The 12,564-nt window shown below is 63.9% G+C and carries 11 protein-coding genes and 1 tRNA gene; 5 read left to right on the forward strand and 7 right to left on the reverse strand.

Translation table 11 applies throughout. From position 1 onward, the window contains the following. Positions 1-6 precede the first annotated feature (6 nt). Positions 7-693 (reverse strand): GNAT family N-acetyltransferase, encoded by a 687-nt coding sequence (locus NKJ09_RS15720; protein ID WP_023720204.1) that lies wholly within the window; start codon positions 691-693, stop codon positions 7-9. Positions 694-776: 83 nt separating this feature from the next. Between NKJ09_RS15720 and NKJ09_RS15725 the strand changes: the two genes are divergently transcribed. Then, the gene (locus NKJ09_RS15725; RefSeq protein ID WP_352494721.1) at positions 777-1,961 is read left to right on the forward strand and encodes a pyridoxal phosphate-dependent aminotransferase; all 1,185 of its coding nucleotides are present in this window, start codon (positions 777-779) and stop codon (positions 1,959-1,961) included. 21 nt (positions 1,962-1,982) lie between these two features. Continuing rightward, positions 1,983-2,363 carry a YciI family protein gene (locus NKJ09_RS15730; RefSeq protein WP_352494720.1) on the forward strand — a complete coding sequence of 127 codons (381 nt, stop codon included), beginning with the start codon at positions 1,983-1,985 and terminating at the stop codon, positions 2,361-2,363. 23 nt (positions 2,364-2,386) lie between these two features. Here NKJ09_RS15730 and NKJ09_RS15735 read toward each other — a convergent pair whose 3' ends face one another. After that, on the reverse strand, positions 2,387-3,142 hold the full coding sequence (locus NKJ09_RS15735; RefSeq protein WP_352494719.1) for an SDR family oxidoreductase: 756 nt from the start codon (positions 3,140-3,142) through the stop codon (positions 2,387-2,389). A gap of 223 nt (positions 3,143-3,365) precedes the next feature. Beyond that, positions 3,366-4,112, reverse strand: coding sequence for a tellurite resistance TerB family protein (locus tag NKJ09_RS15740; protein WP_352494718.1), 747 nt, complete (start codon positions 4,110-4,112; stop codon positions 3,366-3,368). Positions 4,113-4,299: 187 nt separating this feature from the next. Here NKJ09_RS15740 and NKJ09_RS15745 point away from each other — a divergent pair, with 187 nt between their 5' ends. Next, complete coding sequence (locus tag NKJ09_RS15745) at positions 4,300-4,659, forward strand: YybH family protein (RefSeq protein WP_352515699.1); 360 nt, start codon at positions 4,300-4,302, stop codon at positions 4,657-4,659. Positions 4,660-4,681: 22 nt separating this feature from the next. Here the strand turns inward: NKJ09_RS15745 and trhO are convergent, their stop codons facing one another. Beyond that, on the reverse strand, positions 4,682-5,602 hold the full coding sequence (gene trhO / locus NKJ09_RS15750; protein ID WP_352494717.1) for an oxygen-dependent tRNA uridine(34) hydroxylase TrhO: 921 nt from the start codon (positions 5,600-5,602) through the stop codon (positions 4,682-4,684). Positions 5,603-5,771: 169 nt separating this feature from the next. Here trhO and NKJ09_RS15755 point away from each other — a divergent pair, with 169 nt between their 5' ends. Next, positions 5,772-6,410 carry a 2-dehydro-3-deoxy-phosphogluconate aldolase gene (locus tag NKJ09_RS15755; RefSeq protein ID WP_352481952.1) on the forward strand — a complete coding sequence of 213 codons (639 nt, stop codon included), beginning with the start codon at positions 5,772-5,774 and terminating at the stop codon, positions 6,408-6,410. Positions 6,411-6,452: 42 nt separating this feature from the next. On the opposite strand, the gene NKJ09_RS15760 is transcribed toward NKJ09_RS15755, so the two are convergent. From NKJ09_RS15760 to NKJ09_RS15770, 3 genes are all read right to left on the reverse strand, one after another. Continuing rightward, positions 6,453-6,526 (reverse strand) — tRNA-Gln (locus tag NKJ09_RS15760). 104 nt (positions 6,527-6,630) lie between these two features. Continuing rightward, on the reverse strand, positions 6,631-8,481 hold the full coding sequence (locus tag NKJ09_RS15765) for a peptidoglycan L,D-endopeptidase MepK (RefSeq protein ID WP_352494716.1): 1,851 nt from the start codon (positions 8,479-8,481) through the stop codon (positions 6,631-6,633). A gap of 359 nt (positions 8,482-8,840) precedes the next feature. After that, complete coding sequence (locus NKJ09_RS15770) at positions 8,841-10,403, reverse strand: sigma-54-dependent transcriptional regulator (RefSeq protein WP_352494715.1); 1,563 nt, start codon at positions 10,401-10,403, stop codon at positions 8,841-8,843. A gap of 152 nt (positions 10,404-10,555) precedes the next feature. Here NKJ09_RS15770 and NKJ09_RS15775 point away from each other — a divergent pair, with 152 nt between their 5' ends. Further along, positions 10,556-12,391 (forward strand): M3 family oligoendopeptidase, encoded by a 1,836-nt coding sequence (locus NKJ09_RS15775; protein ID WP_352494714.1) that lies wholly within the window; start codon positions 10,556-10,558, stop codon positions 12,389-12,391. The last annotated feature ends 173 nt before the right edge of the window (positions 12,392-12,564 follow it).

Here is a 12,564-nt window from a genome sequence, read left to right on the forward strand (position 1 = left end):
CTCCTGCTACGCGCCAAACTCGGCGCGGAAATCCTCGAGCCGCCGCTTCTGCTGGCCATCGCTGTCGAAATTGGCCGGATCGAGCCACGCCTCATAGGCTCTGCGCAGATCAGGCCATTCCTTATCGATGATCGAATACCACGCGGTATCGCGGTTTTCGCCCTTGACCACAAGATGCTGACGGAAAACGCCCTCGAACTTGAAGCCGAAACGTTCCGCCGCGCGCTTCGACGGCTCGTTGCGATTGTTGCATTTCCATTCGTAGCGGCGGTAGCCAAGCTCGTCGAAGACGTACTTCATGAACAGGAACTGCGCTTCCGTCGCCGCCGGCTTGCGCGAGATCAGCGGTCCCCAATAGATGTTGCCGATCTCGATCACGCCATAGGCCGGATCGATGCGCATCAGCGTCTGGCGCCCGGCGACCTTGCCGCTGGCCTTGTCGATGACCGTGAAGAACAGCGGGTCATCGCTGGCTTCGGCCTTGTCCAGCCATGGCTGGAAGGCGGCGCGGGTCTGCGGCGGGTCGTCGAACAGCCAGGCGAAGCGGCCGCCGGCATCGACCACTGACGAGGCCTCGAACAGGCCGTCGCCGTGCTTTTCGGCGTTGAGCGGCTCCAGCCTGACAGTGCGCCCCTCCAGCAACTTGCGTTCGGGCCGCGGGCGCGGTTGCCAATTCTTGAGATTTTCCGACACCGAAAACTCCAATCCGTTTGACTTTTGCGGGCGGACGCTCACAAAAACGCACGCTCGCTGAAAGAACCACACGGACGGGAAAAATGCTCCACACGATTTCGGCCTTCGACCGCCTCGGCGAGGAAAATGCGTTCGCAGTGCTGGCGCGTGCCACTGCACTTGCCCACCAGGGCCGCGACATTGTCAATCTCGGCATCGGCCAGCCCGACTTCAAGACGCCGCAGCATATCGTCGAGGCCGCGATCAAGGCGCTACGCGATGGCCATCACGGCTATACGCCGGCCAACGGCCTGCTGGCGACGCGCGAAGCGGTGGTACGCCGCACGCTGGCCACCACTGGCGTCGAAGTCTCGCCGGAAGCGGTGATGATCCTGCCCGGCGGCAAGCCGACCATGTTCGCGGCGATCCTGATGTTTGGCGAGCCGGGTGCCGAAATTCTCTATCCCGATCCCGGCTTTCCGATCTACCGCTCGATGATCGAGTTCACCGGTGCTGCCCCCATCCCGGTGCCGATGCGCGAGGAGAACGGCTTTGCCTTTTCGGCCGCGGAGACCTTGGCGCTGATCACGCCGAAGACCAGGCTGCTGATCCTCAACTCGCCGGCCAATCCGACCGGCGGCGTCACACCGCGCACCGAGATCGAGAAGCTGGTCAAGGGCCTGCAAGCGCACCCGGACGTCGCCATCCTCTCCGACGAGATCTACGACGTGATGACCTATGACGGTGAGACGCATTGTTCGCTGCTCGCCTTCCCCGAAATCCGTGATCGGCTGATCGTGCTCAACGGCTGGTCGAAGACCTGGGCGATGACCGGCTGGCGCATGGGCTGGTCGATCTGGCCGAATGGCGACAAGGGCGCGCATCTCTACGACAAGGTGCGCAAGCTGGCGGTCAATTGCTGGTCCTGCGTCAACGCGCCGAGCCAGTATGCCGGCATTGCCGCCATCGACGGCCCGCAGGACGATGTCGACAAGATGATGCGCGCCTTCGACCGCCGCAGGAAGGTCGTGGTCGAGGGGTTGAATGCCTTGCCCGGCGTTTCCTGCATTACGCCGAAAGGCGCCTTCTATGCCTTCCCCAATGTTTCCAAGACCGGCTGGAAGGCCAAGAAGCTCGCCTCGGCGCTGCTCGAGGATGCCGGCGTGGCGCTGATCGGCGGCCCCGATTTCGGCATTCTCGGCGAAGGCTATGTCAGGCTGTCCTACGCGAATTCCGAAGAGAACATCCTGCGCGCGCTGGAGCGGATCGAGGCGTTCCTGGCGAAGTGAGACGACGAAAGGAGACGCCAGATGTTCTATGCCATTCTTGCCTATCACGAGGAAGCAGCGATCACGGCACTGACGCCTGAGCAGGATGCGGCGCTGATGACCGATCTTCTCCAGATCAACGATCGGCTCTACCGGCAAGGCACCCTTGGGCCGGCGGCCCGGCTCGGCGCGACACAAGACGCCTGCACCTTGCGCGGGCCAGGCACCGGAATGGTTATCGACGGCCCCTTTGCCGAGACCAAGGAACAATTGCTGGGGCTCTATGTCGTCGACTGCGCCAACCGTGACGCCGCCATCGACATTGCGCGCGACCTTCGCCGCGTCAATTCGACCGCCGTCTACGAAATCCGCCCGATTTCGCTGTATCTTCCCGGCGTGCCGCTTCCGGTCACGCAGCCCTGATTTAGGACCGGGTTGAGATTAATTTAGCCTCGCCCGACAAATGGCATCTTCGTCGCCATCACGGTCATGAACAGCACGTTGGCGTCGAGCGGCAGGCTGGCCATATGGAGGACCGCATCGGCGACGCGCTCGACATCCATCACCGCTTCGGCGGCAATGGTGCCGTTGGCTTGCGGCACGCCGACCGTCATCGCCTGCGCCATGTCGGTCAGCGCGTTGCCGATGTCGATCTGACCGCAAGCAATGTCGAAGGGCCTGCCGTCCAGCGCCAGCGTCTTGGTCAGCCCGGTGATGGCGTGCTTGGTCGCCGTATAGGGCACCGACCCCGGCCGTGGCGCATAGGCCGATACCGAGCCGTTGTTGATGATGCGGCCGCCCATCGGCTGCTGCCTGCGCATGGCGCCGAACGCGCCGCGAGCACACAGGAACGAGCCTGTGAGATTGACCCCGACAACGTCGTTCCACACTTCGACCGGGATATCGTCGATCAATGTCGATTTGTAGCTCGTGCCGGCATTGTTGAAGAGCAGGTCGACGCGCCCGAAGGCCGCTGCCACCGTCTCGAACAGATCGTCGACCTGATCGGCCTTGCTGATGTCGCAGGCGACCGCCAATGCCTTGGCCTGCGTCGGCCCGGCCGCGGCGATCGCATCCTCCAGCACCGGCTTGCGGCGACCGCAGAAGACCGTATTCCAGCCGGCCTTGAGCAGCACTGTGGCGACGCTTTTGCCGATGCCCGTGCCGGCGCCGGTGACGATGGCGGTTTTATAGTCGCTCATGGCTGTACTCCCTGAAAGGGATGAGCCATCGCAAATGACGGGAACCATGGCAAGCCGGCCCAAGGCCTGTGCTCGCAAAAAGGGCGGCCATTGGCGACCGCCCCTGATCCGAACCGGGCTTGGGAGGAGGAAAGCCGATCCGACTGCCTGAAATCATGCGCTCACCGGATTAACGAGAGCTAACGCCAATGCCGCCGAGCGCTCCGAGGCTCTCCCCTTCAAGCTACCAGCGCGAACCGGTCACCGGCTTGGCCGTGCTGCCCGCTGCCGGCACCTTCGCCGCCGTCACCGTCGCCTCGACATGGTCGACCAGCGCGTCCGGCAGGCCGAGGCGGCCAGCAAGCAGGTCGAGATAGCCGCGTTCGGCCCGCGTGTCCGGATCGATGGCAAGACGCGAGGCGGTGTAGAGTTCCAGCTTTTGCGCATCGGTCTTGGCGCCGGCGATCAGCACATCCGGATCGAGCGGCGCGTCCAGTTCCGACATCAGGAATTTCTCCGCTTCGGCGCCGACGCCGGCGAGGCTGAGCTTGCCGGCGATCTTCTGCCGCTCTTCGTCATCGACATGACCGTCGGCCTTCGCCGCCGAGATCATCGCCCTGACCAGCGTCAGCGTGAATTCGTCTTCGCCCTGCGGCGCTTGCGACGGATGGAAGGCGGTATCGGCCGGCGGCGGCAGCAATTCCGGTTCGCCGGCGGCTTGCGTTTCGGCCGGCGCGTTGCCGTTCTTGTAGTTCTGGTAGGCCTTGTAGGCGAGGCCGCCGATCGCGGCCAGGCCGCCGAGCTTCACCGCCGCACCGGTGACCTGACGGCCTGGGCCGGTTCCGAGCAGCACCGCGGCCAGCGCACCGGCGGCAAGCGGATTGTCCTTGGCCATCTGCACCGCCTGCCCCGCCTTGTCGCGGACGGTCGATCCGGTACCGGGAACTTGCGAGCCGAGCAGATCGTCGAGGAGCTTCTTGGGATCGAACATCTATGCCTCCAGAATTGGCCCGGCCGAAGGTGCGCGGGCAGGTTTGCACGTCGAAGACCTAGGTCCCGCAGTTTGACATTACAATGACGCGGCGCATCCTTTGCCCCGCTTCCGTACATGACCTACGTGTCGAAACCAGCCCCGACTTCGAGTAATGTCGCTGCATGTCGCTTGCGAGGAGCCTGGCATGACCGATGAGACAGACCGCCAGCCGGCACGCGATCCCCAGGAGCTGGAGCGCCTGCTGATTTCACGGCAATGGGTCGGAGACATTGACGGCATGGCCGCGCTTTTTGAGCCGCATGCAGTCATCGACAGCGGTGGCGGACAACTGACGTTCGGCCGCGAAGCCATCCGAACGATGTTCGCGGAGGTCACCGCAACCGGCCGAAAATTTCAGTCCGGAGATCAGCGTCCGGCTGTCATCAATGGCGACCTCGCGCTCACCTCGACCCGGCTTCCCGACGGCACGATCACCACCGAGGTCGCACGCCGGCAGAACGACGGGACATGGCTGTGGGTCATCGATCGCTTCTCTGTTGCTTAACGTGAAGTTGCTTGACGTGAAGCTAACTTCCGATGTGACGATCGCCGCGCGCTTGCGCCAGCTCGACCTGGCGCTGGCGCTCGGCATAGCGGGCGCGATCCTCCTCCGAGCGGGCATCGAAGCAATGCGGGCATGAAACGCCGGTGGCGTATTCCGGCGATAGCCGGTCTTCTGCGGCTAGCGGATGCCGGCAGGCGCGGCAGAGTTCGGCCTCGCCTTCGACCAACCCGTGCGATACCGAAACGCGCTCGTCGAAAACGAAGCATTCGCCCTGCCAGAGGCTCTGTTCGGCGGGCACGTCTTCGAGATACTTCAGAATGCCGCCCTTGAGGTGGAAAACGTCCTCGAAGCCAAGCGACTTCACATAGGCCGTCGCCTTCTCGCAGCGTATGCCGCCGGTGCAGAACATGGCGACCTTGCGCCCCTCGAGCGCATGCCGATGCCGCTCGACCCAGGCTGGGAATTCGCGGAAGCTGGTGGTGGCGGGATCGACAGCGCCCTTGAAGGTGCCGAGCGACACCTCGTAGGCGTTGCGCGTATCGATGACGATGGTGCCTGCATCCGAGATCAATGCGTTCCAGTCGGCCGGCGCAACATAGCTGCCTGCACCTGCCGCCGGATCGATATTGTCCACGCCCATGGTGACGATCTCGCGCTTCAGCCGCACCTTCATGCGGTGGAACGGCATCGCTGCGGCGCTGCTGTATTTAATCTCGAGGCCGGCGAGACCTTCGATGGATTCGAGATGATGGATGAGCGCGGCGATTGCCGCTTCACTGCCGGCGACCGTGCCGTTGATGCCCTCACGCGCCAAAAGCAGCGTGCCTTTGATGCCGCATGCGCGGCAGAAGGCGGCGAGCGGCGCGCGCAGCGCCTCGAAGGTGTCGAGCCGGGCGAAGCGGTAAAGCGCGGCAACACGGAAGGCTTGGCTGGACAGTGTCATCTCCAAGCCACTAAACGCTCACGACAGCCGGATCAAGGCAGAGCCGGGAGCGGTCTGCCCGCGACGGGTTTCGAACACCACGCGTGACATCGCGACACGCCGCGTTTCGTGGACAGAAAAACCGCCTTCTGCTAACCGGTCGACTTGATCAACAGAGGAGAGACGACGAATGCCCAGCACGACCGAAAAGCTCCTGTCGCTCCTCAACGGCCAGCCGGTCATACCGGTGCTGAAGATCGCCAATCCCGCCGACGCGGTGCCGCTGGCCCGGGCGTTGGCCCGCGGCGGCCTGCCGGCGATCGAGATTACGCTGCGCACCGCCGACGCGCTGGAGGCGATCCGCCGGGTGGCGGGCGAGGTCGAAGACGCCGTCGTCGGCGCCGGCACCATCCTGGACGCCCGCCAGTTCGGCGAGGCGGCGGCCGCCGGTTCGAAGTTCATCGTCAGCCCCGGCATCACCCGCGAGCTTCTCGCGGCAGCCAAGGACAGCGAAGTGCCGTTGCTGCCCGGTGCCATCACGCCGGGAGAGGTCATGGCCGCGCGCGAAGCCGGCCTGCGCTTTCTGAAATTCTTCCCGGCCGAACAGTCGGGCGGCATCGCCTCGCTCAAGGCCTTCGCCTCGCCGCTCGCCGACGTGAAATTCTGCCCGACCGGCGGTATCACCGGCCAGAATGCCGCCGACTATCTCAGCCTGCCCAACGTCATCTGCGTCGGCGGTTCCTGGGTGGCGCCGGACGATCTGGTCAAGGCCGGCAAATGGGACGAGATCGAAGCCTTGGCGCGCGCCGCGAGCAAGCTCGGGCGCTAGCATCGCCGCCGATCTGGCCTGCTGCCGATCTGGTTCGCCGGCTGGTTCCCGCTCATGGGCTCGAACCACGATTCACGCCTTCAAAGGGCGCTGTCCTACCATTAGACGAAGCGGGAGAATGCTGACCTTGGTTAGCATCCCGGCACGAAGGAAGCCAGTGCCGGCGGTGGCGGCAGCCGCGCCGGTTGCCAGCGCGGCCTCTACGATATTTGCCCAGCTGTTATTCGGTCTGGAAGCGGGCCACCGACATGAACTTGACGGCTTTGCCGGTGAACCGGTTGGCGTCGGCCATCTCGTTGCCCGGCTGGAAGCCGACGGTATAGACCTCGCTCGGTGCCGTACGGACGAAGTCGTAAGCGTAGCGCGGCGCCGTTGTCGCGTCTGAAACGGTCGCGACATACTCGCCGCTGTGCAGCGCCCAACGGGCAGCCTGCGGCGCGGCAGCGACCACCACCGGCTTGGGGCCTGGTTTCAGGTCGCGGGCGGTGGCCCTGGGTTCCTTGCGTGTGGTCTTCACGCCCGCGCCGATGACGGCCGTCGGATCGGAGCCGGCCGGGCGGGCAACGATGGCCTTGCGCGGCGACGCCCCGTCGCTCGATGCGTCGTCGCTCGCCGGTTCCTCGAACACCGATGCTTGCTCGGAAAGCGAAGCGACCTTGTATTCGTCGGTCGCGCTGACCCGTTCCAGAACGGCCTTGACCTCGTCGGGCTGCGAACTGTCGGGCCGCGCCGACGGCAATACCGAGAATGCATCGGTGGCGGTGTTGCTCCGCTCGGCCGCACTCGCGAGCGCCAGCAACACTTGCTTGTCCTGCGGCGCAAGACCAGCCGACGAAAGATCGGCCGGCAGCGAATGATCGGGCCGCCAGCTCGGCACGGGAATGTTGTTTGCCGCGACCTGCACCGGGCCGGCCGTAGCCGACGCGTCTGCCATGCCGAACGGAACACTTGCCGACGCCACACTTGCCGGCGCTTGCGCGGTTGCCACCGCCTGTTCGGTGGATGCAGTCGCATCCGCCACGCCGAACGGAACGTTTTCAGGCGGCTGGGCACCGATGTCGGCCTTCGGGCGCGGAGCAAAATCGGGCAGCGGAATGCTGCGCGCCGGCAATGCCGCGATGATCGTCTCCGGCGTGTCGTTCTCCGGTTCCGGCGCAGGCGCCGGAGCATCGGCGACTTCCGGAATCTCGGCACGCTTGGCATCCCGAGGCGCCACGATGGCGATGCCAGGCAGATTGCTGCTCTTGGCCGACGGCGCCGGCTTCACGTTACGGGGCTTTGGCGCTGGCTCGGCCATCGCCACATCGGCGCTGTCGTCCGCCTCGTCGTCGCCGCCGCCGAAGAAGGCTGCCAGGAAGCCGCGGGATTTTTTGCCACCGCCGCTTGCGCTGGCCAGTTCGATGGCCGGCGCGCCGGCGCCCTTGCGGGCTTTGTAGGAGGCGAGCGCCTGTTGATAACCAGGCAGCGGCTTGCCGTCGCTCGGCACATGCAGCGTCTTGCCATTGGGGAACACGCGCGCCAATTCCTGGCGGCTGATGCCGGGCCAGTGGCGCACATTGCCGACGTCCATGTGCACGAAGGGCGAGCCGGAGCTGGGATAATACCCGACGCCGCCGCCCTGCATCCTGAGGCCGATGTCGCGCAGCTTCTTCAGCGGCACGCCGGGAATGTAGAAATCCATCGCCCTGCCGAGCATGTGCTGGCTCTTCTCGGCGACGCCCCTGCTGCGGCTGCGCAGCATCGAATTCGTCGACGGCGAACGATAACCGCAGACGACCTGGATATAGTCGGTGGCGCCGCTCTCACGATAGGCTTCCCAGACCAGGTCCAGCAGGCGCGGATCCATCTTGGTCGGCTCGTTGCGACGCCAGTCGCGCAGGATGATGTTGATCTTTCGCAAGCCCGCTTGATCGTAGCGGCCGTTGCGCTTGTAGACGATCTCCGCCTTTTCATGCGTGTGGAGATGATAGAGCTTCAGCGAACGTGTCTCGGCGCCGGCGCCGGTTGCCGCCGCTGCAAGGAACCCGACGGCAACAATCACCGCTGCCAGCCATCTCGGCCAGACGCTCATGTGATAATGCCGCCCGTTTTTGTGTCGTTCGATTCTGTTCAAATCAAAAGGCCTTGCAGGCTGCCGTTTTGTCCCCGGATTTGACCAAACGGATGCGTTAGATGTGCATCCGAATATCGATCCTAATGGTTAATCATCGCTTATTGAAGCCGAAATGCGGTAACACCGTGGCGATATCCCGCCAAAAATATTGCGCAGGATATCTTGGTAAACCGCTGGTTTAGATCATGTTTTGGCGCCAGCTCGAAACACGATCTGTTACCGTCCGCCTTAATACGTGAACATTGCGGCGAACACGTCATTACGAGACTCAGTTGCCTGGAATGATGTCCGGATGAGAACCGGCTTGGCCCTGTGACTCAGGAAGCGAGCCTCTCTACACGGCCGGTCTCCGGGTCGATGCCGTATTCCTTGAGCTTGCGGTAGAGCGTCGACCGGCCGATGCCGAGGCGGCGGGCGACCTCGCTCATCTGGCCGTTGTAGTGGTCGATGGCGAGCTTGATCATTTCGAGCTCGACATCGGCCAGCGCACGCACATTGCCGCGCTCGTCGAGCGCCCGCAGCGTGCCGAAGCGGGGTCTGGCCGGCGCGTTGGGCTCGGCCGCGGCGGCGCCGACGGCGGCCGGGACGTTATCACGCGGCAGGCTGCCCGAAGCCAATCCGGAAGCTGGCCACCCTGAAGCTGGCCCCCCTGACTCTGGCGAGGCGATATCCGCATCGAGATTGACCGTGCCCTCGACCTGCGCCCGGATCTGCGGGAACTCTTCTTCGGTCAGCATGTCGCCCTCGGCGAGCACCGAAGCCCGGAAGACGGCATTTTCGAGCTGCCTTATATTGCCCGGCCAGTCATAGGCCTGCAGCATGGCGAGCGCCGCAGCCGAGATGCCTCGCAGACGGTGGCGCGGATCGGCGGGCGCCACCTTCTCCATGAAGTGCTCGACCAGATGGGGAATGTCGTCGCGACGGTCGCGCAATGGCGGCACGAAGATCGGATAGACGTTCAGACGATAGAACAGATCCTCGCGGAACTTGCCGTCCTTTACCTGCTGCAGCAGGTTGCGATGGGTTGCCGAGATCAGCCTGATGTCGACCCTGACGGTCGAGCGCCCGCCTACCGGATCGACCTCGCCGTCCTGTACGGCGCGCAACAGCTTGACCTGCACGTCGAGCGGCAGGTCGCCGATTTCGTCGAGGAACAGCGTGCCCGAATGCGCTTCGACGAACTTGCCGGTGTGTTTTTCGGTGGCGCCGGTGAACGAGCCCTTTTCGTGACCGAACAGGATCGATTCGACCAGATTGTCGGGGATGGCGCCGCAATTGACGGTGACGAAGGGTTTCGAGCGGCGGTCGCCGCTGCCCTGGATGGCGCGCGCCACCAGTTCCTTGCCGACGCCGGATTCACCCTCGATCAGGATCGGAATGTTGGACGCCGCCGCCTTGCGGCCGAGCCGGATCACCCGATCCATCGCCGGACTGTGAGTGATCATGTCCTTGAACGTCAGATGGCCGCCGCGCTGCCGTGACGAGCGCTTCACTTCGCCTTCGAGCGCTTCGACCTTGAGGGCATTGCCGATCGACGCCTGCAGCCTGTCGGGAGAGGCCGGCTTGACGACGAAGTCGAAGGCGCCGTGACGCATTGCCGAAACGACGGTTTCGATGCCGCCCTGGGCGGTCTGCACGATGACGGGGATGTGGATGCCGCGCTCGCGCATTGCCTTCAGCACGCCGATGCCATCGAGGCCCGGCATCATCAGGTCGAGGATGACCACCGAGACGTCGCGCGCATTGGGCCCGTCGACAACATCGAGACCGGCCTCGCCGCCATCGGCGACGATCGCGGTGTGGCCGAATTTCGTCACCGCTGCCTCGAGCAGCCTGCGCTGCACCGGATCGTCATCGACTATGAGTATGGAAGCTGCCATGACTGATCCGACCGTGCCCGCCCGAGAATGCGCCCTATGGATCATCTTGGCACAGGGTTCTAAATAAGCTTTCAAAAAACCCGGTGAATGAATTCCTTAGGATTTGACCGGCTTCTCGTTTCCTCGAATTTTCGTGTTTGGAAGGATCGGCAATGCGCATGGTTTTTGCTCGAAAGCTGGCGGCGGCGTCCAGTCAGGGCGTGGCGGAGCTTGGCGACCTGCCGGAATGGAATCTGGCCGATCTCTATTCGGGCATGGAAGCGCCCGAGTTGAAGCGCGACATCGCCAAGGCCGCCGCCGATGCCATCGCCTTCGAGAGCCGTTGGAAAGGCACGCTCGCCGCCGAGGCCGGGCGTGGCAGCGCCGGCAGGCTGGGCGAGGCGCTCCAGGCCTATGAAGCGCTGGAGGAGCTGATCGGCCGGATCGTCTCCTATGCCGGGCTTGTCTATGCCGGCAACACGTCGGATCCGCAGCGCGCCAAGCTCTATGGCGACATCCAGGAAAAGATGACCGATGCCAGCGCGCACCTGCTGTTTTTCGCGCTCGAGCTGAACCTCATCGACGATGGCGCGATCGAAAACGCACTCGCCGCCGATCCGGCCTTCGCCCACTACCGGCCCTGGGTGCTCGATCTGCGCAAGGACAAGCCATATCAGCTCGAAGACCGCATCGAGCAACTCTTCCACGAAAAGTCGATCACCGGGCGCGGGGCCTGGAACCGCCTGTTCGACGAGACGATGACCGATTTGCGCTTCGGCCTCGACGGCGAGGAGTTGACGCTTGAGCCGGCGCTCAATCGCCTGCAGGACGCCGACGGCGAGGTGCGCCGCCGGGCGTCCGAAGCGCTGGTCGCAACTTTCCGCAAGAATTTGCGCGTCTTCACGCTGATTACCAACACGCTGGCCAAGGACAAGGAGATCTCCGACCGCTGGCGGGGCTTCGAGGACATTGCCGATTCCCGCCATCTCGCCAACCGCGTCGAACGCAGCGTGGTGGACGCACTCGCCGCGGCGGTTCGCGACGCCTATCCGCGCCTGTCGCATCGCTATTATGCGATGAAGGCGCGCTGGCTCGGCATGGACGTGATGAACCATTGGGACCGAAACGCGCCCCTGCCGGAGACCCCGCAGGCGGTCATCGGCTGGGACGAGGCCAAGAACACCGTGCTTTCCGCCTATCAGCGCTTTTCACCCGACATGGCGGAGATCGCCAGAACTTTCTTCGACCGCAACTGGATCGATGCACCGGTGAGACCCGGCAAGTCGCCCGGTGCCTTCGCCCATCCGACCGTGCCTTCGGCGCATCCTTATGTGTTGCTCAACTACATGGGCAAGCCGCGCGACGTGATGACGCTGGCGCACGAGCTCGGCCACGGCGTGCACCAGGTGCTGGCCGGCGGCCAGGGCGCCCTGATGGCGTCGACGCCGCTGACGCTGGCCGAAACCGCATCGGTGTTCGGCGAAATGCTGACCTTTCGCTCGTTGCTCGAGCAGACCACCGACAAGCGCGAACGCAAGGCCATGCTCGCCCAGAAGGTCGAGGACATGATCAACACGGTCGTGCGCCAGGTCGCCTTCTACGAGTTCGAGCGCAAGGTGCATGCCGAGCGCAAGAGCGGCGAATTGACCTCCGACAAGCTCGGCCAATTCTGGCTGGAAGTGCAGGCGGAAAGCCTCGGGCCGGCGATCAAGCTACGCGAGGGGTACGAGGTTTTCTGGACCTATATCCCGCACTTCATCCACTCGCCTTTCTACGTCTATGCCTATGCATTCGGCGATTGCCTGGTGAACTCGCTCTACGCGGTCTACCAGAACGCCGAGCGCGGCTTTCAGGAGAAATATTTTGCCATGCTGCGCGCCGGCGGCACCAAGCATCATTCCGAGCTTCTGGCGCCGTTCGGCCTTGACGCGGCGGACCCTGCCTTCTGGCAGATCGGGCTTGGTGTGATCAGCGGACTGATCGACGAGCTGGAAGCACTGGACAAGTGATGCGCAACACTGGGTGATGCGCAACACCGGGTGACCGGGTTTTCCAGAACAGTTTAGCTGCAATGCATATTGACGATGGTTCTATTCTTGTCTTGGATATTTGTTCTTAAATAACTTTCCATGGAAGTTTTCCGTTAGATTCCCGTAAGCTGTATGATAGCGTCCGCCCTCAA

The organism is Mesorhizobium sp. M0189, assembly GCF_040322135.1.
Classification (GTDB): domain Bacteria; phylum Pseudomonadota; class Alphaproteobacteria; order Rhizobiales; family Rhizobiaceae; genus Mesorhizobium.

What these genes read in the sequence shown, in the direction of transcription:
- NKJ09_RS15725 (WP_352494721.1), top strand. Translation starts at nt 777, where the DNA reads ATGCTCCACACGATTTCGGCCTTCGACCGCCTCGGCGAGGAAAATGCG.
- NKJ09_RS15730 (WP_352494720.1), top strand. Translation starts at nt 1,983, where the DNA reads ATGTTCTATGCCATTCTTGCCTATCACGAGGAAGCAGCGATCACGGCA.
- NKJ09_RS15735 (WP_352494719.1), bottom strand. Translation starts at nt 3,142, where the DNA reads ATGAGCGACTATAAAACCGCCATCGTCACCGGCGCCGGCACGGGCATC.
- NKJ09_RS15740 (WP_352494718.1), bottom strand. Translation starts at nt 4,112, where the DNA reads ATGTTCGATCCCAAGAAGCTCCTCGACGATCTGCTCGGCTCGCAAGTT.
- NKJ09_RS15745 (WP_352515699.1), top strand. Translation starts at nt 4,300, where the DNA reads ATGACCGATGAGACAGACCGCCAGCCGGCACGCGATCCCCAGGAGCTG.
- trhO (WP_352494717.1), bottom strand. Translation starts at nt 5,602, where the DNA reads ATGACACTGTCCAGCCAAGCCTTCCGTGTTGCCGCGCTTTACCGCTTC.
- NKJ09_RS15755 (WP_352481952.1), top strand. Translation starts at nt 5,772, where the DNA reads ATGCCCAGCACGACCGAAAAGCTCCTGTCGCTCCTCAACGGCCAGCCG.
- NKJ09_RS15765 (WP_352494716.1), bottom strand. Translation starts at nt 8,481, where the DNA reads ATGAGCGTCTGGCCGAGATGGCTGGCAGCGGTGATTGTTGCCGTCGGG.
- NKJ09_RS15770 (WP_352494715.1), bottom strand. Translation starts at nt 10,403, where the DNA reads ATGGCAGCTTCCATACTCATAGTCGATGACGATCCGGTGCAGCGCAGG.
- NKJ09_RS15775 (WP_352494714.1), top strand. Translation starts at nt 10,556, where the DNA reads ATGCGCATGGTTTTTGCTCGAAAGCTGGCGGCGGCGTCCAGTCAGGGC.